The following is a 20,284-nucleotide window of genomic DNA, read 5'->3' as shown; positions in this document are numbered from 1 at the left end:
TTGGCGCGGTCTCGCGATTGCGCCGACGACGGCGTATCAGGCCGCCGCCGCACCCGCGCCCGCCGCACCGGGCTTGCGATGCCGCGAAAGCCGCTCCTCGGCCTGCGCGAGCTGCTCGGGCAGGCCGCGCAGCACGACGATGTCGGCCTCGCGCAGCTTGGTCGATGGGTCCGGTTCCACGCCGCGAATGCCGTGGCGGCGGATCGCCGTCACCTCGACGCCGAGCTCATACAGACCCAGTTCGGCGAGCGTGCGGCCCACGGCGTCGGCGCGCTCGTCGACCGGTACGGATTGTAGCCGCACCTGCTCGTGACCGTCCTCGCCCACATCGTCGGTGCCGTGGAAGTAGCCGCGCAGGAGGCTGTAGCGCTCGTCGCGCAGTTCCTCCACGCGGCGCACCACGCGCCGCATCGGCACGCCCATCAGCACCAGCATGTGCGAGGCGAGCATCAGGCTGCCTTCCACGATCTCCGGAATCACCTCGGTCGCGCCCGCGGCGAGCAGGCGTTCGAGATCGGCGTCGTCCACCGTGCGCACGATCACGGGCAAGGTGGGCTCCAGCTCGTGAATGTGATGGAGCACGCGAAACGCCGATTGCGTATTGGCATAGGTGATCGCCACCGCGGCCGCGCGGTGGATGCCCGCCGCGACGAGCGACTCGCGCCGCGCGGCGTCGCCGAACACCACCGACTCGCCCGCCGCCGCGGCCGCCGCCACGCGGTCGGGGTCGAGGTCGAGCGCGACGTACGAAAGGCCTTCGTATTCGAGCATGCGCGCGAGGTTCTGCCCCGCGCGGCCGTAGCCGCACACGATCACATGGCCGCTCTGCTTGATGCTTTGCGTGGCGATGCGCGTCATCATCAGCGATTGCTGCATCCATTCCGTCGAGGAAAGGCGCAGCACGATGCGGTCGGCATTCTGGATCAGGAACGGCGCGGCGAGCATCGACAGCAGCATGGCCGCGAGGATCGCCTGGAGCAGCGTGGCGTCGACCAGATGCTTGTCGAGAATGAGGTTCAGCAGCACGAAGCCGAATTCGCCGGCCTGCGCGAGGCCGAGACCCGTGCGCATGGCCACGCCCGGCGAAGCGCCGAAGATGCGCGTGAGCGCCGTGATGAGCACGGCCTTGAGCACGACCGGCCCGAGGAAGAACGCCGCCACCATGATGGGGTGCTGCCAGATCACGTGCGGGTTGAGCAGCATGCCCGTGGTCACGAAGAACAGGCCGAGCAGCACGTCGCGAAACGGCTTGATGTCCTCTTCCACCTGGTGCTTGTACGGCGTTTCGGCGATCAGCATGCCCGCGATGAAGGCGCCGAGCGCGAGCGAGAGGCCGAACTTGTCGGTGATGAACGCGGCGCCCAGCGTGACGAGCAGCACGTTGAGCACGAACAGCTCCTGCGAGCGGCGGCGCGCGACCACGGTGAACCAGCGCGTCATGAACTTCTGGCCGACGATGAGCAGAATGCCGAGCGCGAGCACGATCTTCACGGCCGCCGTGCCGAGCGACTCGACGAGCGACGCCGACGAGCCGCCGAACGCCGCGATCACGATGAGAAGCGGCACCACGGCCAGATCCTGGAACAGCAGCACGCCGAGAATGTTGCGGCCGTGCTCCGATTCGATCTCGAGCCGCTCGGAAAGCATCTTGCTGACGATGGCCGTGGACGACATGGCGAGCGCGCCGCCCAGCGCCACGCAGGCCTGCCACGTGATATGCACCCACGGCTCCAGCACGAGCCCGAGCAGGAGCGCCACCACGATCGTGCCCAGCACCTGCGAAAGTCCGAGGCCGAACACGGCGTGGCGCATGGCGCGCAGCTTCGAGAGCGAGAACTCGAGGCCGATGGAGAACATCAGGAACACGACGCCGAACTCGGCCAGGTTCTGCGCGCCATGCGTGTCCGGCACGATGCCGAGCGAGCGCGGGCCCACGAGGATGCCCACCGTGAGGTAGCCGAGCATCGGCGGCAGATTCAGATAACGAAACAGCACGACGCCAACCACCGAGGCGAGCAGCAGGAACAGCGTCATTTCCAGCGGGGAGATCATCGTGTGAAGCGTCCTCGTTCGTCTGCGTCGTTACCGGCGATGCAAATTCTGCCCCGCGCCGGGTCAATCATCGACGCAAGGGCGGCTAGGGCCTGTTTACATTAATAACGGGCTAATTGGGAAGGGCTACGGAGAAACGGCTGGACAAGCCAGGCGGCTCGCGCACGGGGTTTGGGCGCTGGGGGCGCTGGCGCGGCGCGCAGACGCCTTTGCTATACTCCGCGGATGATAGCGAAAATCAATGGCGACCGGGCGCTGAAGCTCGCTCGCAACGTGCTCGACATCGAAGCGGACGCCGTGCGCGGGCTTCGCGACCGGCTCGACGACAACTTCGTCGGCGCGGTCGACCTCATCCTCAGCTGCCGCGGACGCGTGGTCGTATCCGGCATCGGCAAATCGGGCCACATTGCCCGCAAGCTCGCGGCCACGCTGGCCTCCACGGGCACCCCCGCGTTCTTCGTGCATCCGGCCGAAGCGAGCCACGGCGACCTCGGCATGGTCACCGCCGACGACGTCTTCATCGGCCTGTCGAACTCCGGCGAATCCGAAGAACTCGTGGCGATCCTGCCGCTCGTCAAGCGCATTGGCGCGAAGCTCATCGGCATGACGGGCAATCGGCCGCAGTCGACGCTCGGCCAGCTCTCCGACGTGCATCTGGACGCCGGCGTGGAGAAGGAGGCCTGCCCGCTGAACCTCGCGCCCACCGCCAGCACGACGGCGGCGCTCGCGCTCTCCGACGCGCTCGCAGTCGCGGTGCTCGACGCGCGCGGCTTCGGCGCCGACGACTTCGCGCGCTCGCATCCGGGCGGCGCGCTCGGCCGGCGCCTGCTCACCTACGTGCGCGACGTGATGCGCACGGGCGACGAAATTCCGAAGGTGCGCGACGACGTCACCGTGCGCGACGCCCTCTTCCAGCTCACGGCCAAACGCATGGGCATGACGGCCGTCGTCAACGCCGACGACCACGTGCAGGGCATCTTCACGGACGGCGACCTGCGCCGCGTGCTCGAGCGCGTGGGCGATTTCCGCGACCTGCCGATCGCGCAGGTCATGACGAAAGGCCCGCGCACGATCGGTCCGGACCAACTTGCTGTCGAAGCCGTGGAACTGATGGAGCGCCATCGCATCAATCAGATGCTGGTCGTCGATGCCGAGGGCACGCTGATCGGCGCCCTCAACATGCACGACCTGTTCTCCAAGAAGGTGATCTGATGGCTACCCCACTCGACGCAACCGCGCGCGCCGCGCGTGTGCGCCTCATGATTTTCGACATCGACGGTGTGCTCACCGACGGCGGCCTGCTGTTCACCGGTGCGGGCGACACGATGAAGGCGTTCAACTCGCTCGATGGCCACGGCGCGAAGCTCCTGCGCGAAGCCGGCATCGACACGGCCATCATCACCGGGCGCCGCTCGGAGATCGTCGCCGTGCGGGCGAAGGAACTGAAGATCACGCACCTGTGGCAAGGCGCGGAAGACAAGCGCGTCGCGTTCGCCGAGCTGCTCTCGCAAACGGGCATTGCGCCCGAGGCGTGCGGCTACATGGGCGATGACTGGCCCGACCTCGGCGTGATGCTCCAGTGCGGCTTCGCGGCCGCGCCCGCGAACGCCCATCCGGACGTGCTCTCGCGCGCCCACTGGGTGTCCGACAAGGTGGGCGGCCACGGCGCCGTGCGCGAAGTCACCGACCTGATCCTGCGCGCGCAGAACCGTTACGACGCCCTGCTCGCCGAGGCCTGCGCGCCGCTCGCCGGGATGCCGCGATGAACCAGAAGTTCCGCCTCACTTCGCTCGTGCCGCTCGTATGCGTCGCCGCGCTCGCCGGCTTCACGTGGTGGCTGCTGCAGGCCGTCCAGCCGCGCGAGAAGGAGGCGGCGCCGCGTCCGCTCACGCATACGCCCGACTATTTCGCCGACGACTTCTCGGTGTCCGAGCTCGACCAGTCGGGCGCCACGCAGTACCGGCTCACGGCCACGCACATGGTTCACTACGAGGACGACGAGAACAGCGACCTCACGAACCCGGCTGTGCGCGCATTCCAGCCCGGCAAGCCGATCGTCACGGCCACCGGGCTGCGCGGCACGGTCAACGCCGACGCCTCGATCGTCAATCTGTACGACAACGCGCGCATTCTGCGCGCGGCCGGCGCCGGCGACCCCGAAATGCAGGCTGATTCCGAGCATTTCAAAGTGCTCGTGAACGACGATGTGATCCTGACCGAAAAGCCGGTTAAACTTCGACGCGGCCAGTCGGTCATGACGGCCACCAGCGGCATGAACTACAACAATGTCTCCCGGGTCATCCAGCTCTTCGGCAACGTCCGTGGAGCCATCGCCCCGGCAGACTCCGGCGGCTCGTCCTGAACGCCGGGCCGTCCACGCAAGGCACGATTGCATGAACGATTCGCTCCCCCGTCCACTGAACGGCCGTTCGCCCGAAGCCCGCCGCGCACGCTTCGCGGCGCTGATGGCGCTCGCCAGCGCGCTGCTGTTCGCCGGCCTCGCGCCCGCGGCCCACGCCGAGCGCGCCGACAAGGACAAGCCGCTCAATATCGAAGCGGACAACATGACCTATGACGATCTGAAGCAGCAGACCGTCTTCACGGGCCACGTGGTCGCCACCAAGGGCACGATCCTCATCAAGGCCGACAAGCTCGTCGTCACGCAGGACCCGCAGGGCTACCAGTTCGCGACCGGCACCGTCGCGCCGGGCACGCCCGCCGACAAGCTCGCCTACTTCCGCCAGAAGCGCGAAGGCCTCGACGAATACGTCGACGGCACGGCCGAGCGCATCGACTACGACGGCAAGCAGGACCTCACCACGCTCACGACGCGCGCCACGGTGCGCCGCCTGCAAGGCCTCTCGACCGTGATGGATCAGGTCCACGGCAGCGTCGTCACGTACGACGGCCAGAACGACTTCTATACGGCACGCTCCGGCAAGGACGTCGCAGGCCCCGGCAACCCGGGTGGCCGCGTTCGCGCGATGCTCTCGCCGCGCAACACCACCACCGGCGCACAGCCGTCCGCCGGCGCCCCGGCCGCCCTCACGCCGTCCACCAAGCTGCAGGAAGCGCCGCCACAGTGAATACCGCCACCGCCACCCAAAGCTACGGCCGCCAGCTGGCCGGCAAGACGAGCACGCTCGTCGTGCGCAACCTGAAGAAGCGCTATGGCTCGCGCACCGTCGTCAAGGACGTTTCGCTCGATGTGAAAAGCGGCGAAGTGGTCGGGCTGCTCGGCCCGAACGGCGCCGGCAAGACCACCTCGTTCTACATGATCGTGGGTCTCGTGCCGCTCGACGCCGGCGAGATCGACCTCGACGGCCGCTCCATCAGCCTTCTGCCGATCCACAAGCGCGCGGCGCTCGGTCTTTCGTACCTGCCGCAGGAAGCCTCGGTGTTCCGCAAGCTCACCGTCGAGGAAAACATCCGCGCGGTGCTCGAACTGCAGGTCGACGGCAACGGCAAACGTCTGTCGAAAGACGTCATCACCGAGCGCACCGAAGCGCTGCTCGACGAGCTGCAAATCGCGCATCTGCGCGAGAATCCGGCCCTGTCGCTGTCGGGCGGCGAACGCCGGCGCGTCGAAATCGCGCGCGCGCTCGCTACCGACCCGAGCTTCATCCTGCTCGACGAGCCATTCGCGGGCGTCGACCCGATCGCCGTGCTGGAAATCCAGAAGATCGTGAAGTTCCTCAAGCAGCGCAACATCGGCGTGCTGATCACCGACCACAACGTGCGCGAGACGCTCGGCATCTGCGATCACGCGTACATCATCAGCGACGGCAGCGTGCTCGCGGCCGGCGCACCCGGCGAGATCATCGAGAACGAGAACGTCCGCCGCGTTTATCTCGGCGAGCACTTCCGCATGTAAGCCCCCGGGCGCGCCTCGCGCGTGCCCGCTCACCGCCGTCCCGCAGCGCCCACCCGGGCGCGCGCGATCCGCTGTCGCGTTTTTCCGGCCTCATCTTTCGCATTTCCCCGTGTAACTCCGCGGTATCGACCGTGCCCCCAAAACGGTGCATGGCAGGCCGGGCAGCGTCCCTGTTTGCGCACCAAATTCCGGGCACGCACCGGCGTGGCGCACGCTCGTTTTTGCGAATGCCCCGTGGTTTCGTCCGCGTGGCAAACTCTTTACAATGGTTCGCACACCGCCATGAAAGCCAGCCTCCAACTCCGCCTCTCGCAGCATCTTGCGCTCACGCCACAACTGCAACAGTCCATCCGGCTGCTGCAGCTGTCGACGCTCGAACTGCAGCAGGAGGTCGCGACGGCGATCTCGCAGAACCCGCTGCTCGAGAACGAGGACGACTGGATCGCGAGCCCGCTGCGCGTGGCCGCGGACGGCTCGGTCATCGCGCAGCCGCCCACGCCCTCCGGCGCCGAGCCGATGCAGGGCGCGAACAGCTCCACCTCGGCGTCCAACGGCAGCGGCGAGAACAGCGAGAGCGAGCCGCGCGGCGTGGACGAATACGACGGCCTTGGCGGCGACGCGAACGGCGACGCGAGCCAGTGGAACCTGGACGACTACGGCCGCTCGGGCAACGCCTCCGACGACGACGACCTGCCGCCGCTGCAGATCCACGAATCGACCACCACGCTGCGCGACCATCTGATGGCGCAACTGCGCGAAACGAACGCGAGCCAGCGCGACCGCGCGCTCATCACCTTCCTGATCGAATCGCTCGACGAAGACGGCTACCTCAGCGCGACCTGCGAGGAAATTCTTGCCGATATTCCCGAAGAACTCGAAGTCGACGCCGACGAATTCAATGCGGCGCTCGCGCTGCTGCACAGCTTCGACCCTGCGGGCGTAGGCGCGCGCTCGGCCTCCGAGTGCCTCAAGCTGCAGTTGCTGCGCGTCAATGCGTCGCCCACGCGCACGCTCGCGCTCGAGATCGTGTCGAACTATCTCGAATTGCTCGCGGCGCGCGACTTCACGCGGTTGCGCAAGCAACTGAAGACGGGCGATGACGAGCTGCGCGATGCACATGCGCTGATCCGTTCGCTCGAACCGTTCCCGGGCGCGTCGTATGGCAAGGCCGAAGCCGATTACGTGGTGCCCGACATCATCGTGAAGAAGGCCGGCCAGAACTGGCATGCGGAACTGAACCCCGAGGTGGTGCCGAAGCTGCGCATCAACCACCTGTACGCGAATATCCTGCGCAACAACCGTGGCGATCCGGGCAGCGGTTCGCTGCGCCAGCAGCTGCAGGAAGCGCGCTGGCTCATCAAGAATATCCAGCAGCGCTTCGAGACGATCCTGCGTGTCGCGCAGGCTATCGTCGAGCGTCAGAAGAACTTTTTCGTGCACGGCGAAATCGCCATGCGCCCCTTGGTTTTGAGGGAGATTGCTGATACGCTGGGCCTACACGAATCTACTGTCTCGCGTGTGACAACCGGTAAATACATGCTGACTCCATTCGGGACACTTGAATTTAAGTACTTCTTCGGATCGCATGTATCGACGGACACCGGGGGCGCTGCATCGTCCACCGCCATCCGCGCCCTCATCAAGCAACTCATAGGAGCCGAGAACACCAAATCTCCTCTTTCAGACAGCCGCATCGCCGAACTGCTGGCGGAACAGGGCTTCGTGGTCGCGCGACGAACCGTTGCGAAGTATCGCGAGGCACTGAAGATTCCAGCGGTCAATCTGCGCAAGTCTCTTTAGCCTGTTCCGGCTTTTTCGGAGCAGGCGTTTTCCGGCCGCTACGCCCGTTGGCGGACATGGCCGGCCGAGTTAGCCCGCCGTCGCAGGCCTTTCGGGGAGCCGCGCACAGGCAGACAGTCGACCGGCATTGCCGCACTTCACGCGTCACGCGGCCATTAGCCTGGAGAAGCACTATGAATCTGAAGATCAGTGGACACCATCTCGAAGTAACGCCAGCGTTGCGAGAATACGTGATCACCAAACTGGACAGGGTGCTAAGACATTTCGATCAGGTAATCGATGGCAATGTGGTCCTCTCGGTCGACAACCATAAGGAAAAGGATAAGAGACAGAAGGTCGAAGTGAACCTTCATCTGAAAGGCAAGGACATATTTGTGGAGAGCGCGAACGGCGACATGTACGCCGCCATCGATCTCGTGGTCGACAAGCTGGACCGCCAGGTCGTACGTCACAAGGACCGCGTGCAGGGACATCAACATGAGGCGATCAAGCACCAGCCTGCGCCCATCATCGAAATCCCGCCGCAGTGATCCCACAGTGTCCTGTGTGGCGATTCACGCCATGAACCGGGGCTGGAGTCGATAGTTCATCCTCCACCCCTCGAAGCGAAGCCGCCCGAACCGGGCGGCTTTTTCGTGAGTACGCGCAATGCAGGGTTTTACCGCTGGGTGCAACCGGGCAACGAGGGTTGCGCTCATGCGTGGCGCATCGCACCATCGGCGTGGACGCTTGTTCTATAATGGTCCAGTCGTATTACGGGGTCTAACGCACCAAACAGGTCCCCACGGTCCCGGCACCGGGCTTCGTCGCCAGATCCAGAGCTTGCGCCAAAGCGGGCAGCTTGTCGGGGTGTGGAGCATTCAGGCCACGTTTTCGCCTGCCAACATGAATCGTTTAGCCAAAATACTTCCCATCGAGAACGTCGTCGTCGGCCTGTCCGTCACCAGCAAGAAACGCGTCTTCGAGCAGGCTGGCCTGATCTTCGAAAACCAGAACGGCATCGCCCGCAGCACGGTTACCGACAATCTTTTCGCACGCGAGCGCCTCGGCTCCACGGGCCTCGGCGAAGGCGTCGCGATCCCGCACGGCCGCATCAAGGGCCTGAAGCAGCCGCAGGCCGCCTTCGTGCGCCTCGCCGAGCCGATCGCCTTCGAAGCGCCAGACGGTCAGCCCGTCTCGCTCCTGATCTTCCTGCTCGTGCCCGAACAGGCCACGCAGCAGCACCTTGAAATCCTGTCGGAGATCGCACAACTGTTGTCGGATCGCGAAACGCGTGAGCGGCTCCATACGGAAGAAGACCGCGAAACGTTGCATCGCCTGCTCACCCAGTGGCAACCTTGATGTAATGTGCGGCGTCTTGCGTTGCGCGGTCGCGGTACGCGCGGCCGGACAGCGCGCGCTCGACGCTCGTTGCAGGGGTGAAGCGTAAGGCGCCGGCAGCCGTTAACTACCCAGGTAGCGCACCCAGGTCGCGCGGTTTATTTAGCCAGCAATTCAGTCAGCCGTTAAGCGAGTCATCTCGCGGAGTCACCGACTCATGGACACTTCCAGCATCAACGCCCAAAGCATCTTCGACGACAACGCCACCACGCTGAAGCTCAGCTGGCTGACGGGGCACGAAGGCTGGGAACGCGGCTTTTCTACCGAGACGGTGGCCACGGCCACGGCGAGCGCGGACCTCGTCGGCCACCTGAACCTGATCCACCCGAACCGCATCCAGGTGCTCGGCGACGCCGAAATCCACTACTACCAGCGCCAGACCGACGAAGACCGCTCGCGCCACATGGCCGAGCTGATCGCACTCGAACCGCCGTTCCTCGTGGTCGCCGACGGCATGACCGCGCCGCCCGAACTGGTGCTGCGTTGCACGCGCTCTTCCACGCCGCTCTTCACCACGCCGATGTCGGCGGCCACCGTCATCGACAGCCTGCGCCTCTACATGTCGCGCATTCTCGCGCCGCGCGCGACGCTGCACGGCGTGTTTCTCGACATTCTCGGCATGGGCGTGCTGCTCACGGGCGACTCGGGTCTCGGCAAGAGCGAGCTGGGTCTGGAGCTGATCAGCCGCGGCCATGGCCTCGTGGCCGACGACGCCGTGGACTTCGTGCGCCTCGGCCCCGATTTCGTCGAGGGCCGCTGCCCGCCGCTGCTGCAGAACCTGCTCGAAGTGCGAGGCCTCGGTCTGCTCGACATCAAGACGATCTTCGGTGAAACGGCTGTGCGCCGGAAGATGAAGCTCAAGCTCATCGTGCAGCTCGTGCGCCGCCCGGACGGCGAGTTCCAGCGTCTGCCGCTGGAGAGCCAGACCGTCGACGTGCTGGGCCTGCCCATCAGCAAGGTCACGATCCAGGTGGCCGCGGGCCGCAACCTCGCCGTGCTGGTCGAGGCCGCCGTGCGCAACACGATCCTGCAATTGCGCGGTATCGACACCCTGCGCGACTTCATGGACCGCCAGCGTCTCGCCATGCAGGACCCCGACAGCCAGTTTCCCGGCAAGCTGATCTGACGCTCGTAGCCGCGCGGCCGGCGAGGCGCGGCCGGCGAGGCGCGGCCGGCGAGGCGCGCGGCTTCGAAACGGGCGCCTGCGGCCCGGAGAGCCAATACAGGCGCGCGGATCGGATGCTATGATGACCCAATCGGGTTCATCGACTCTCCCATGCGTATCATCCTGATCACCGGCATTTCGGGTTCCGGCAAGTCAGTGGCGCTCAACGCGCTCGAAGACGTCGGCTACTATTGCGTCGACAATCTGCCGCCGCGCTTTCTACCGCAACTCGCCCAATATCTCAGCGACGACGGCTACGAACGCCTCGCCGTCGCTATCGATGCGCGCTCGAGTTCGTCGTTCGACGACATGCCAGAGATGATCCGCGACCTCGCGCTTCGCCACGACGTGCGCGTGCTCTTCCTCAACGCGAGCACGCAGTCGCTGATCCAGCGCTTCTCGGAAACGCGGCGCCGCCATCCACTGTCGGGCTCCGCCGCGCACGACGCGAACGTGGGCATGCTCAAGTCACTCGAAGAAGCGATCGAGCACGAACGCGAACTCGTCTCGAACCTCGCCGAGTTCGGCCATCAGGTCGACACGAGTAACCTGAGTTCCAACGCGCTGCGCCAGTGGGTGAAGGTGTTCGTCGAAGGCGAGCGCGGCGCGCTCATGCTCACGTTCGAATCGTTCGGCTTCAAGCGCGGCGTGCCGCTCGACGCGGACCTCGTGTTCGACGTGCGCACGCTGCCGAACCCGCATTACGACGCGCGCCTGCGGCCGCTCACCGGGCTCGATCAGCCCGTGATCGACTTTCTGAATGCGCAGTCGGCCGTCCACGAAATGATCGACGATGTCTACGCGTTCGTCGCGAAGTGGCTGCCGCATTTTCGCGCCGACAACCGCAGCTATCTCACCGTTGCGATCGGCTGCACGGGCGGACAACATCGATCGGTGTATATCGCCCAGACGCTCGCCACGCGCTTTGCGGGCGAGTCGAACGTTATCGTGCGTCACCGCGACGCGCCTCTCGATGTCGGAGAGTCGTCACGGCTAATCGCCTAACCGGCTGCGCATCGCGCGGCCCTTAACCGAAAGCGTTGCGCCATGTCCTCGTCTCCTGCCGTGCTTGCCGATTTGCCGTTGTTCCCGCTACATACGGTGCTGTTCCCCGGCGGCCTGCTGCCGCTCAAGATCTTCGAAGCGCGATACCTGGACATGGCGAGCGAGTGCCTGCGCGAGCACACGCCGTTCGGCGTGTGTCTGCTCAAAAGCGGCGCGGAAGTCGCGCAGCCCGACGAGACGACTGCCGTGCCCGAACCCGTGGGCTGCCTCGCGCTCATCGAGCAATGCGATGTCGAGACCGTCGGCATGCTGCACATCCAGGCTCACGGCACGCAGCGCTTTCATCTACTCTCGCATCGCGTGGAAGCCGATGGCCTGCTCGTGGGCATGGCCGAACTGATCCCCGAAGATATTCCGCTGGAAGGCGGCAAACAGCTCGCGCAATTCGGCGCGTGTGCGGAAGTACTCGAGCGCATCATCGCGACGATCCGCGAGCGCGACCCCGCGAGCCTGCCGTTTGCGGAGCCGTTCCGCTTCGACGATCCCTCGTGGGTATCGAACCGTCTGGCCGAGGTGCTGCCGATCGCGCTGCGCGCGCGTCAGAAGCTCATGGAGTTGAACGACGCGGGCGCACGTATCGAAATCGTCCATCACTACATGCAGCAGCATCAGTTGCTTTGAGGCGCTGATGCGGCTCTCTTGCTGACTCAGACCAGCGGTCCACGCAAACCGTCGAGCAGCTTGCGTACCGGCGCGGGCACGCCATACGCGTCGATATTGCCGAGCGACACCCACGCGGTCTGTCCATCGTTGGCTTCGAGTGGCGCGGCATCGTGCTTGAGTTCGATCACGCGCGGTTCGATGTCGAGCTTGAAATGCGTGAACGTATGCGCGAGCGGCATGAGTGCGAAGCTCGACGCCGCGCCCTCCGGCGTCACGCCGAAATCTCTCGCGCGCTCGGCGAGCGCGGGTTCGTCCGCGGCTTCGGGCAAGCTCCACAAGCCGCCCCAGATACCCGATGGCGGACGCTTCTCCAGCATGACCGCATCGCCGTCGAGCAGCACGAGCATCCATGTGCGCCGCGTGGGCACGGCCTTCTTCGGACGCGCGGCAGGCAGTTCGCGCTGACGTCCCGTCGTCTTCGCCACGCAGTCGTCCGCGAAAGGGCAGCGCGCGCAGTCGGGCTTGCCGCGCCCGCACAGCGTCGCGCCAAGATCCATCAAACCCTGCGTGTACGCGCTCACGTCGGCGTCGCTCGCTTCGGCACCCGGCACGAGCGTTTCGGCGAGCGTCCACATCGCGTTCTCCACGCGCTTTTCGCCAGGAAAGCCTTCCACGCCGAACACGCGCGCGAGCACGCGCTTCACGTTGCCGTCCAGGATCGTCTCGCGCGCGCCGAACGCGAACGACGCGATCGCCGCCGCCGTCGAACGGCCGATGCCGGGCAACTCCGCGAGCGCCTCGACCGTCGACGGAAACTTGCCGCCGTGGGTATCGGCCACGACCTGCGCACAGCGGTGCAGATTGCGCGCGCGCGAGTAATAGCCGAGGCCGGCCCAGAGCGCCATCACGTCGTCGTCGGGCGCCGCGGCAAGCGCTTCGACCGTGGGAAAGCGCTCGAGAAAACGCGCGTAGTACGGAATCACGGTCGAGACCTGGGTCTGCTGCAGCATGATTTCAGAGAGCCAGATGCGGTACGGGTCGCGCGTGTTCTGCCACGGCAGGTCGTGACGGCCATGCTCGCGCTGCCAGGCGATCAGGCGCGGCGCGAAACCGGTGAGCAGTTCAGCGGGATACGCGCCAGCCGGTAGCGGCGCGGAAGTAGACGAAGTTCGGTACATGGAAATACTTGGCGCTCAGCGCTGGCAGCGCGGACAGAAATAAGTGGAACGCTGGCCCTGCACGATCTGTTTGATCGGCGTGCCGCACACGCGGCAGGGTTGGCCCGCGCGGTCATAAACGAAGTATTCGAGCTGGAAATAGCCGCTTTGGCCGTTGCTGCCGACGAAGTCGCGCAGCGTGCTGCCGCCCTTCTCGATGGCCGAGGCGAGCACGGCGCGCACGGCGTCCGCGAGCAGTTCGTAGCGCGCAAGCGAAACGCGGCCCGCCGGGGTCGTCGGCCGGATGCCGGCGCGGAACAAGCTTTCCGACGCGTAGATATTGCCAACGCCCACCACGATATCGCCCGCGAGCAGCGCCTGCTTGACGGCGACCTTGCGGCCGCGGGTCTCGCGAAACAGCAGCGCGCCGTCGAAGGCCGGCGTGAACGGCTCGATGCCGAGGCCCGCCAGCAGCGGATGGCCGAGCACGTCGCCGGCCTCGCGCGGGTGCCAGAGCACGGCGCCGAAACGGCGCGGGTCGCGAAAGCGCAGCGTGAAGTCGTCGAAGAACCAGTCGACGTGATCGTGCTTTTCCGCGGCCGGCGGCTTCGGCAGATTGCGCAGCACGCGCAGCGTGCCGGTCATGCCGAGATGCACGATGAACCAGCCCTCGTCGACCTCGAACAGCAAATATTTGCCGCGCCGCCCGACCGAACGTATCGTGCGGCCGCGCAGCGTACGGGCGAGCGTAGCCGGCACGGGCCAGCGCAATGCGGGGTTGCGCACCTCCACACGCTCGACGCGGCGGCCGGCGACCCACGGTTCGATCCCCCTTCGGGTAACCTCAACTTCTGGCAACTCTGGCATATCTGACGGCCTGATTCGGATGCTGGTCCGGGTTGGTCTGCAACTTGCGTAAACGTGTGTGCGCGTTGTGCGCGTATTGTAGCCAGCGCGTTACAATCGACCGAAACATTCGACGGAATTCCATGGAACTGTCTTTCGTTAAGCTGTTCGCAAAGCGTCCCGCGACGCCCCGCGTGCCTGCAGCCTTCGCGCGTCGCCTCGTTGGCGCCGCGGTTCTCGCCGCCTGGGCATTGACCACGTCGAGCGCGTATGCGCAGGATCCGTCCCCCGACACGGACGACACTTCCGTCACCATGCCGGACGCTTTCGGTCCCGCCTCGCCCGACGAGAAGAAGGCTCTGCCGGGCGTTCCGCTGTCGAGCCAGATCGTCTTCCAGGTGCTCGCCGCGGAGATCGCGCTGCAGCGCGACCAGCCAGCACCGGCCTTTCAAACGTATCTCGCGCTCGCGCGCGACACCCACGACCCGCGCATGGCGCAGCGCGCGACTGAAATCGCGCTCTCGGCGCAAAGCCCGTCCGACGCCCTGACTGCGGTCCAGCTCTGGCAGCAGTACGCACCCGATTCCGAGCGCGCCGCGCAACTCGACGCGTCGCTGCTCGTGCTCGCCGGCAAGCCGGACGACGCCCAGCCGCTGCTCGCGCGCGAACTGGCGAAGGTACCGGCCGACAGCCGCGGTCAGGCCATCCTCTCGCTGCAGCTTCTGCTTTCGCGCGGCCCCAATCGCGTGGGCGGCCTGAATGTGCTCAAAGCGCTGCTCAAGGACGACATGAACCGTCCCGAGGCACAGCTCGCGATCGGCCGCCAGCAACTGCTCGCCGACGACGCGCCCGGCGCGCGCAAGTCGTTCGAGCAGGCGCTCGCGCTCAAGCCCGACTACCTTCCCGCCGCGCTGATGCTCGCGCAGATGGGCCCGGAGGAGCGCGCCGAAGGCATTGCATCGATCGAAAAGTACGTCCAGCAGAACCCCAAGTCGCGCGAAGGCCGTCTTGCGCTCGCACAGACCTATCTCGCTGCCGACCGCCTCGACGACGCGCAGAAGCAGTTCGAGACCTTGCACAAGGACAACGCGACCGACCTGATGCCGCTGATGGCGCTCGCGCTCATCAGCGTGCAGCAGAAGAAGCTCGACGCGGCGCAGAAGTATCTGACGCAATACGCGCAGATTGCCGAGAAGAATCCGGCCGCCGACCCCGGTCAGGCCTATATCTACCTCGCGCAACTGTCGGTCGAGCAGAAGGACGACGCCGGTGCGCAGAAGTGGCTCGACAAGATCCAGCCCAGCAGCCAGCAGTACGTGCCGGCCCAGATCACGCGCGCGCAGATCCTCGACAAGGAAGGCAAGACCGACGACGCGCGCCGCCAGCTCGCGAGCATCCAGGCCGACGATCCGCGCGACCAGGCGCTGATCGCGCGCACCGACGCCGCGATCCTGTTCGACGCGAAGCGCTACCCGGAAGCCGAGGCACGCCTTGCGAAGGCGACCACCGACTTCCCGGACGACCCGGATCTCACCTATGACTACGCAATGGCAGCGGAGAAAACCGGCCATTACGACGTCATGGAAGCGCAGTTGCGCAAGCTGATCAAGACGCAGCCCGATAATCCGCAGGCCTACAACGCGCTCGGATACTCGCTCGCGGACCGCAACCAGCGCCTGCAGGAAGCCGACAAACTGGTCGAAAAAGCCTCGTCGCTCGCACCAGACGACGCGTTCATCATGGACAGCGTGGGCTGGGTGAAGTACCGCATGGGCGACAATGCCGACGCGATCAAGCTCTTGCGCAAGGCCTACAGCCTCCAGCCGAACGCGGAAATTGGCGCGCACCTCGGCGAAGTGCTCTGGAAAAACGGCGACCAGGACGGCGCACGCGCGGCCTGGCGCGAGGCCCGCAAGCTCGAACCCGACAACGACACGCTCCTGAAGACGCTCAAGCGCCTCCAGGTCAACGATCTCTGATGGCAGATTTTTTCACTTCGGTTTCCCCCAAGGCCCTCCCCGTTGCGCGCGCCGCCCGCCTTGTACGGCGCGCGTCGCTTGGCGCAGCGGCGGCCGCGCTCCTCGTGCTCGCGGGCTGCGCGACGCAACAGCCGCCGCGCCAGCCGTCCACCTCGAACGCCACGACCTCGCTCACTACGCAGACGAACCGCGCCTATCATGGCCGCTTCGCCGTGCAGTACGTCGACCAGAACGGCCAGCAGCGCAATGCGTACGGCAACTTCGACTGGCACGAGACCGATTCGACGGTGACGCTGCAACTGCTCAATCCGCTCGGCCAGACGCTCGCGCTCGTCACCTCCGCACCGTCGCAAGCCACGCTGGAACTGCCCAACCGCCAGCCGCTCACGGCCGACAACGTGAGTACGCTCATGCAGCAGGCGCTCGGCTTCGCACTGCCCGTGGAAGGGCTGCGCTACTGGCTGCAGCCATCGGTTGCGCCCACCTCGCACGCGCGCACCACGCCCGACCCGCAGAATCCGCAGCGGCTTTCGCAGATCGAGCAGGACGGCTGGACCATCGATTACGTCGCCTACGCGGACGCGCCGGCCAATGGCGTGAAGCGCGTCAATCTCACGCGCGATGTCCCGCCGCTTCAGATCAAGCTCGTGCTCGACCAGTAAGCGGGCCGGTTGCGGTCCCACATCAGCAACATCTGGCCGGCACGCGCCGGCCAGAATCCAGGCATCATCCCAAGAGCATCATGATCGAAACCCAGGACTCGCTGCGCGACTGCCTCGCGCCCGCGAAACTCAATCTCTTCCTGCACATCACGGGCCGCCGTCCCAATGGCTATCACGATCTGCAGACCGTGTTCCAGTTGCTCGACTGGGGCGACACGCTGCATTTCACGCGCCGCCACGATGGCCGCATCACGCGCACCGTGGAAGTGGAAGGCGTACCTGCCGAGCACGACCTCACCGTGCGCGCCGCGACGCTGCTCAAGGAACACACGGGCACGAGCGAGGGTGTCGAGATCGATATCGAAAAGCGTCTACCGATGGGCGCGGGTCTCGGCGGCGGCAGTTCCGACGCCGCCACGACGCTGCTCGCGCTCAACCGCCTCTGGAAGCTCAACCTGCAGCGCGAGGAATTGCAGGCGCTCGCACTCAAGCTGGGCGCGGACGTGCCCTTCTTCGTGTTCGGAAAAAATGCGTTCGCGGAGGGTGTTGGCGAAGCTCTCGAGGCTGTACAATTGCCCCCGCGTCATTTTTTGGTCGTGACGCCGCGGGTTCATGTTCCTACTGCCGAGATTTTTTCGGAAAAATCATTGACAAGGGACACAAAGACCTGCACAATAGCAGTCTTTCTTGCACAGCAAGCAACGCAAAACGGATGGCCAGACAGCTTCGGTCATAACGATATGCAAGCGGTTGTCGCAGGAAAATACGCGGAAGTAGCGCAGGTGCTTCGATGGTTTGAAAGTGTTTCGAACAGCATCGCACCAGCGCGGATGACCGGATCGGGTGCCAGCGTTTTTGCAGCATTCGCCAGTCGGTCCGAAGCAGAATTGGCACGAGCCAGACTGCTTGCGGAACAACCGGACTGGAGAAGCGCGGTAGCCTCGAGTCTGAACAAGCATCCACTCTTCGCTTTCGCGGCATAGTTTTGCGTGGCTGATCGTCCTACCGGTCAGTCAGGCTCAAAGTTGAGTGTAGGGGAGTCGCCAAGTTGGTTAAGGCACCGGATTTTGATTCCGGCATGCGAGGGTTCGAGTCCTTCCTCCCCTGCCAAAAATTCCAGGCAGTTCGCTCTGTGGGTTACCCAGGGCAGTTCGCCTAAGTAGTTCCTCTCGCCCCCTCAAAGTCCGCAGCAGGTGCATGATGAGCAGCCATGACGGCCTGATGGTTTTTACTGGCAACGCAAATCCCGCGCTTGCCCAGGAAGTCGTCAAGATCCTCGGTATTCCCCTCGGTAAGGCTATGGTTAGCCGCTTTTCCGACGGTGAAATCCAGGTCGAAATCCAGGAAAACGTGCGTGGCAAGGACGTCTTCGTCCTTCAGTCGACTTGCGCGCCGACCAACGACAACCTGATGGAACTGATGATCATGGTCGATGCGCTCAAGCGCGCATCCGCAGGCCGGATCACCGCAGCTATCCCCTACTTCGGCTATGCCCGTCAAGACCGCCGCCCCCGTTCGGCGCGCGTCGCCATCTCGGCGAAGGTCGTGGCGAACATGCTGGAAATCGCCGGCGTCGAGCGGATCATCACGATGGATCTGCACGCTGACCAGATTCAGGGCTTCTTCGATATTCCCGTCGACAACATCTACGCAACGCCCGTGCTGCTCGGCGATCTGCGCAAGCAGAATCACGAGAACCTGCTGGTCGTTTCGCCGGACGTCGGCGGCGTGGTGCGCGCCCGTGCGCTCGCCAAGCAGCTGAACTGCGATCTCGCCATCATCGACAAGCGTCGTCCGAAGGCGAACGTCGCCGAAGTGATGAACATCATCGGTGAAGTCGAAGGCCGCACCTGCGTGATCATGGACGACATGGTCGACACCGCCGGCACGCTCTGCAAGGCAGCGCAAGTGCTGAAGGAACGCGGCGCGAAGAAGGTGTTCGCTTACGCCACGCACCCGGTTCTCTCGGGTGGCGCAGGCGAGCGTATTGCCGCTTCGGCTCTGGACGAACTCGTCGTGACCGACACGATTCCGCTGGGCGCCGAAGCGCGTTCGTGCGCGAAGATCCGCTCGCTCACGAGCGCAGGCCTTCTCGCCGAAACGTTCTCGCGTATCCGTCGCGGCGACTCGGTCATGTCGCTGTTCGCGGAAAGCTAACAAGAATTGACGCGCAAGGCGCGGTGTTCGCAAGGACGCCGCGCTTTTGCACGTAATCGGCGCGAACGGACGATGGTTCGCGCTGCATCGCTGGGGGCCCGAAGGCAGGCATTCTGCTGAAAAGGCCCCGTTTTACTGCCTGGTCGCGGGCAGTGCATTGGAGAATCAAATGAAAGTCATCGCTTTCGAGCGTAACCTGCAAGGTACGGGTGCGAGCCGCCGCCTGCGCATTGCTGGCAAGACCCCTGGCATCGTTTACGGTGTCGGCGCCGAGCCGCAACTGATCGAAGTCGATCACAACGCGCTGTGGCACGCCCTCAAGAAGGAAGCCTTCCACTCGTCGATCCTCGACCTCGAAGTGGCCGGCAAGTCGCAGCAAGTGCTGCTGCGCGACGTGCAATACCACCCGTTCCGTCAGCTCGTGCTGCACGTGGACTTCCAGCGCGTGGATCCGAACAAGAAGATCCACACGAAGGTGCCGCTGCACTTCATGAACCAGGAAACCAACCCGGCTGTGAAGACGGGTGGCGCGATCATCTCGCACGTTCTGGCTGAAATCGAAGTCCAGTGCCTGCCGGGTCAACTGCCGGAATTCCTCGAAGTCGACCTCGCGAAGATCGAAGCCGGTCAATCGCTGCATGCCAAGGACATCACCCTGCCCGCAGGCGTGACGCTGGTTCAGCACGTTGAAACGGAAAACCCGGTCATCGTGTCGGCACCCGTGCCGGCTGGCGCCCAGGCGGCAGCTGAAGGCGAAGAAGCACCGGCTGCAGAGTAATCGCAGCGGCTTCAAAGAGCCGATCCTCTCGATCCGTTTCCCTGAAACGGACGACGTGACCCGCCGCGGTTCGCCCCGGCGGGTTTTTTTTCGCACTTTTTCGTACACTTGCGGGTCAGTTCATCGATTTACGCAGGCGGAACACCACAATGATCAGGTTGATCGTCGGGCTCGGCAATCCGGGCGCCGAATACACGGCGACGCGCCACAACGCGGGCTTCTGGCTCGTGGACCAGCTCGCGCGCGAAGCCGGCACGACGCTGCGCGACGAGCGGCGCTTCCATGGCCACTATGCGAAGGCGCGCCTCTACGGCGAGGAAGTGCATCTGCTCGAACCGCAGACCTATATGAACCGCTCGGGGCAATCGGTCGTCGCCCTCGCGGCGTTCTTCAAGATCCTGCCCGATGAGATCCTCGTCGCGCACGACGAGCTCGATCTGCCGCCCGGCGCCGTCAAGCTCAAGCTCGGCGGCGGCAGCGGCGGCCACAACGGCCTGAAGGACATCTCCGCGCATCTGTCGACGCAGCAGTACTGGCGTTTGCGCATCGGCATCGGCCATCCACGCGACCTGATTCCCGAAGGCGCGCGCGCCGGTGTAAAGCCCGATGTCGCGAACTTCGTGCTCAAGCCGCCGCGCCGCGAGGAGCAGGAAGTGATCGACGCCTCGATCGAACGCGCGCTCGCCGTGATGCCGACGTTCGTGAAGGGCGAGGCCGAACGCGCGGTGATGCAGCTGCATCGCAACGGTTGAAACAAGGAGAGCGT

Annotated in this window: 20 protein-coding genes and 1 tRNA gene; 18 read left to right on the top strand and 3 right to left on the bottom strand. The window is 65.1% G+C overall.

The window, feature by feature from the left end; all coding sequences use genetic code 11:
* Positions 1 to 36: 36 nt before the first annotated feature.
* Positions 37 to 2,052, bottom strand: a complete 2,016-nt coding sequence (locus AB4Y35_RS09505) for a cation:proton antiporter (RefSeq protein WP_368692485.1) — start codon at positions 2,050 to 2,052, stop codon at positions 37 to 39.
* A 225-nt stretch (positions 2,053 to 2,277) separates the two neighbouring features.
* Here AB4Y35_RS09505 and kdsD point away from each other — a divergent pair, with 225 nt between their 5' ends.
* From kdsD to AB4Y35_RS09450, 11 genes are all read left to right on the top strand, one after another.
* Complete coding sequence (gene kdsD / locus AB4Y35_RS09500) at positions 2,278 to 3,264, top strand: arabinose 5-phosphate isomerase KdsD (protein WP_254314581.1); 987 nt, start codon at positions 2,278 to 2,280, stop codon at positions 3,262 to 3,264.
* Complete coding sequence (locus tag AB4Y35_RS09495) at positions 3,264 to 3,818, top strand: KdsC family phosphatase (protein WP_368704206.1); 555 nt, start codon at positions 3,264 to 3,266, stop codon at positions 3,816 to 3,818. Before kdsD ends, AB4Y35_RS09495 begins: the two co-directional genes overlap by 1 nt.
* Positions 3,815 to 4,414: an LPS export ABC transporter periplasmic protein LptC gene (gene lptC / locus AB4Y35_RS09490; protein WP_324153764.1), complete on the top strand. Its 600-nt coding sequence runs from the start codon at positions 3,815 to 3,817 to the stop codon at positions 4,412 to 4,414. Before AB4Y35_RS09495 ends, lptC begins: the two co-directional genes overlap by 4 nt.
* A gap of 31 nt (positions 4,415 to 4,445) precedes the next feature.
* Positions 4,446 to 5,138 (top strand): lipopolysaccharide transport periplasmic protein LptA, encoded by a 693-nt coding sequence (gene lptA, locus AB4Y35_RS09485; protein ID WP_368692483.1) that lies wholly within the window; start codon positions 4,446 to 4,448, stop codon positions 5,136 to 5,138.
* Positions 5,135 to 5,926 carry an LPS export ABC transporter ATP-binding protein gene (gene lptB / locus AB4Y35_RS09480; protein ID WP_324153760.1) on the top strand — a complete coding sequence of 264 codons (792 nt, stop codon included), beginning with the start codon at positions 5,135 to 5,137 and terminating at the stop codon, positions 5,924 to 5,926. The genes lptA and lptB overlap by 4 nt, the downstream gene beginning before the upstream one ends.
* Before the next feature lie 282 nt (positions 5,927 to 6,208).
* Positions 6,209 to 7,726 carry an RNA polymerase factor sigma-54 gene (locus AB4Y35_RS09475; protein WP_368692482.1) on the top strand — a complete coding sequence of 506 codons (1,518 nt, stop codon included), beginning with the start codon at positions 6,209 to 6,211 and terminating at the stop codon, positions 7,724 to 7,726.
* Between the two features lie 173 nt (positions 7,727 to 7,899).
* Positions 7,900 to 8,256, top strand: coding sequence for a ribosome-associated translation inhibitor RaiA (raiA, locus tag AB4Y35_RS09470; protein ID WP_028201861.1), 357 nt, complete (start codon positions 7,900 to 7,902; stop codon positions 8,254 to 8,256).
* Positions 8,257 to 8,611: 355 nt separating this feature from the next.
* A complete protein-coding gene (ptsN, locus tag AB4Y35_RS09465) occupies positions 8,612 to 9,067 on the top strand; it encodes a PTS IIA-like nitrogen regulatory protein PtsN (protein ID WP_028201860.1) in 456 nt (151 codons plus the stop codon).
* Positions 9,068 to 9,263: 196 nt separating this feature from the next.
* Positions 9,264 to 10,232, top strand: coding sequence for an HPr(Ser) kinase/phosphatase (gene hprK, locus AB4Y35_RS09460; protein ID WP_028201859.1), 969 nt, complete (start codon positions 9,264 to 9,266; stop codon positions 10,230 to 10,232).
* 150 nt (positions 10,233 to 10,382) lie between these two features.
* Positions 10,383 to 11,276, top strand: a complete 894-nt coding sequence (rapZ, locus tag AB4Y35_RS09455) for an RNase adapter RapZ (protein ID WP_368704205.1) — start codon at positions 10,383 to 10,385, stop codon at positions 11,274 to 11,276.
* A 42-nt stretch (positions 11,277 to 11,318) separates the two neighbouring features.
* Positions 11,319 to 11,957, top strand: coding sequence for an LON peptidase substrate-binding domain-containing protein (locus AB4Y35_RS09450; protein ID WP_368692480.1), 639 nt, complete (start codon positions 11,319 to 11,321; stop codon positions 11,955 to 11,957).
* Positions 11,958 to 11,983: 26 nt separating this feature from the next.
* Here the strand turns inward: AB4Y35_RS09450 and mutY are convergent, their stop codons facing one another.
* The gene (mutY, locus tag AB4Y35_RS09445) at positions 11,984 to 13,117 is read right to left on the bottom strand and encodes an A/G-specific adenine glycosylase (RefSeq protein ID WP_368704204.1); all 1,134 of its coding nucleotides are present in this window, start codon (positions 13,115 to 13,117) and stop codon (positions 11,984 to 11,986) included.
* A gap of 15 nt (positions 13,118 to 13,132) precedes the next feature.
* The gene (gene mutM, locus AB4Y35_RS09440; protein WP_158756862.1) at positions 13,133 to 13,963 is read right to left on the bottom strand and encodes a bifunctional DNA-formamidopyrimidine glycosylase/DNA-(apurinic or apyrimidinic site) lyase; all 831 of its coding nucleotides are present in this window, start codon (positions 13,961 to 13,963) and stop codon (positions 13,133 to 13,135) included.
* Positions 13,964 to 14,085: 122 nt separating this feature from the next.
* Here mutM and AB4Y35_RS09435 point away from each other — a divergent pair, with 122 nt between their 5' ends.
* The 7 genes from AB4Y35_RS09435 to pth all read left to right on the top strand — a co-directional run bounded on the left by AB4Y35_RS09435 (position 14,086) and on the right by pth (position 20,270).
* Complete coding sequence (locus tag AB4Y35_RS09435; protein WP_368692477.1) at positions 14,086 to 15,921, top strand: tetratricopeptide repeat protein; 1,836 nt, start codon at positions 14,086 to 14,088, stop codon at positions 15,919 to 15,921.
* The gene (gene lolB / locus AB4Y35_RS09430) at positions 15,921 to 16,583 is read left to right on the top strand and encodes a lipoprotein insertase outer membrane protein LolB (protein ID WP_368704203.1); all 663 of its coding nucleotides are present in this window, start codon (positions 15,921 to 15,923) and stop codon (positions 16,581 to 16,583) included. The genes AB4Y35_RS09435 and lolB overlap by 1 nt, the downstream gene beginning before the upstream one ends.
* Positions 16,584 to 16,663: 80 nt before the next feature.
* Complete coding sequence (gene ispE, locus AB4Y35_RS09425; RefSeq protein WP_368704202.1) at positions 16,664 to 17,566, top strand: 4-(cytidine 5'-diphospho)-2-C-methyl-D-erythritol kinase; 903 nt, start codon at positions 16,664 to 16,666, stop codon at positions 17,564 to 17,566.
* A gap of 50 nt (positions 17,567 to 17,616) precedes the next feature.
* Positions 17,617 to 17,693 (top strand) — tRNA-Gln (locus AB4Y35_RS09420).
* A 90-nt stretch (positions 17,694 to 17,783) separates the two neighbouring features.
* The gene (locus AB4Y35_RS09415) at positions 17,784 to 18,740 is read left to right on the top strand and encodes a ribose-phosphate pyrophosphokinase (protein WP_069265235.1); all 957 of its coding nucleotides are present in this window, start codon (positions 17,784 to 17,786) and stop codon (positions 18,738 to 18,740) included.
* Positions 18,741 to 18,909: 169 nt separating this feature from the next.
* Complete coding sequence (locus AB4Y35_RS09410) at positions 18,910 to 19,518, top strand: 50S ribosomal protein L25/general stress protein Ctc (protein ID WP_368692474.1); 609 nt, start codon at positions 18,910 to 18,912, stop codon at positions 19,516 to 19,518.
* A 149-nt stretch (positions 19,519 to 19,667) separates the two neighbouring features.
* Positions 19,668 to 20,270 (top strand): aminoacyl-tRNA hydrolase, encoded by a 603-nt coding sequence (gene pth / locus AB4Y35_RS09405; RefSeq protein WP_368704201.1) that lies wholly within the window; start codon positions 19,668 to 19,670, stop codon positions 20,268 to 20,270.
* The last annotated feature ends 14 nt before the right edge of the window (positions 20,271 to 20,284 follow it).

It is taken from the genome of Paraburkholderia sp. EG286A (assembly GCF_040965375.1).
Lineage (GTDB): Bacteria > Pseudomonadota > Gammaproteobacteria > Burkholderiales > Burkholderiaceae > Paraburkholderia.
The sequence above is the reverse complement of the archived record's forward strand: the minus strand, read 5'-3'. Positions and strand labels throughout refer to the sequence as shown.

Bases quoted from the DNA above. Each gene is read 5' to 3' on its own strand.
- AB4Y35_RS09505 (WP_368692485.1), bottom strand. From the start codon at position 2,052: ATGATCTCCCCGCTGGAAATGACGCTGTTCCTGCTGCTCGCCTCGGTG.
- kdsD (WP_254314581.1), top strand. From the start codon at position 2,278: ATGATAGCGAAAATCAATGGCGACCGGGCGCTGAAGCTCGCTCGCAAC.
- AB4Y35_RS09495 (WP_368704206.1), top strand. From the start codon at position 3,264: ATGGCTACCCCACTCGACGCAACCGCGCGCGCCGCGCGTGTGCGCCTC.
- lptC (WP_324153764.1), top strand. From the start codon at position 3,815: ATGAACCAGAAGTTCCGCCTCACTTCGCTCGTGCCGCTCGTATGCGTC.
- lptA (WP_368692483.1), top strand. From the start codon at position 4,446: ATGAACGATTCGCTCCCCCGTCCACTGAACGGCCGTTCGCCCGAAGCC.
- AB4Y35_RS09475 (WP_368692482.1), top strand. From the start codon at position 6,209: ATGAAAGCCAGCCTCCAACTCCGCCTCTCGCAGCATCTTGCGCTCACG.
- raiA (WP_028201861.1), top strand. From the start codon at position 7,900: ATGAATCTGAAGATCAGTGGACACCATCTCGAAGTAACGCCAGCGTTG.
- ptsN (WP_028201860.1), top strand. From the start codon at position 8,612: ATGAATCGTTTAGCCAAAATACTTCCCATCGAGAACGTCGTCGTCGGC.
- hprK (WP_028201859.1), top strand. From the start codon at position 9,264: ATGGACACTTCCAGCATCAACGCCCAAAGCATCTTCGACGACAACGCC.
- rapZ (WP_368704205.1), top strand. From the start codon at position 10,383: ATGCGTATCATCCTGATCACCGGCATTTCGGGTTCCGGCAAGTCAGTG.
- AB4Y35_RS09450 (WP_368692480.1), top strand. From the start codon at position 11,319: ATGTCCTCGTCTCCTGCCGTGCTTGCCGATTTGCCGTTGTTCCCGCTA.
- mutY (WP_368704204.1), bottom strand. From the start codon at position 13,117: ATGTACCGAACTTCGTCTACTTCCGCGCCGCTACCGGCTGGCGCGTAT.
- mutM (WP_158756862.1), bottom strand. From the start codon at position 13,963: ATGCCAGAGTTGCCAGAAGTTGAGGTTACCCGAAGGGGGATCGAACCG.
- AB4Y35_RS09435 (WP_368692477.1), top strand. From the start codon at position 14,086: ATGGAACTGTCTTTCGTTAAGCTGTTCGCAAAGCGTCCCGCGACGCCC.
- lolB (WP_368704203.1), top strand. From the start codon at position 15,921: ATGGCAGATTTTTTCACTTCGGTTTCCCCCAAGGCCCTCCCCGTTGCG.
- ispE (WP_368704202.1), top strand. From the start codon at position 16,664: ATGATCGAAACCCAGGACTCGCTGCGCGACTGCCTCGCGCCCGCGAAA.
- AB4Y35_RS09415 (WP_069265235.1), top strand. From the start codon at position 17,784: ATGAGCAGCCATGACGGCCTGATGGTTTTTACTGGCAACGCAAATCCC.
- AB4Y35_RS09410 (WP_368692474.1), top strand. From the start codon at position 18,910: ATGAAAGTCATCGCTTTCGAGCGTAACCTGCAAGGTACGGGTGCGAGC.
- pth (WP_368704201.1), top strand. From the start codon at position 19,668: ATGATCAGGTTGATCGTCGGGCTCGGCAATCCGGGCGCCGAATACACG.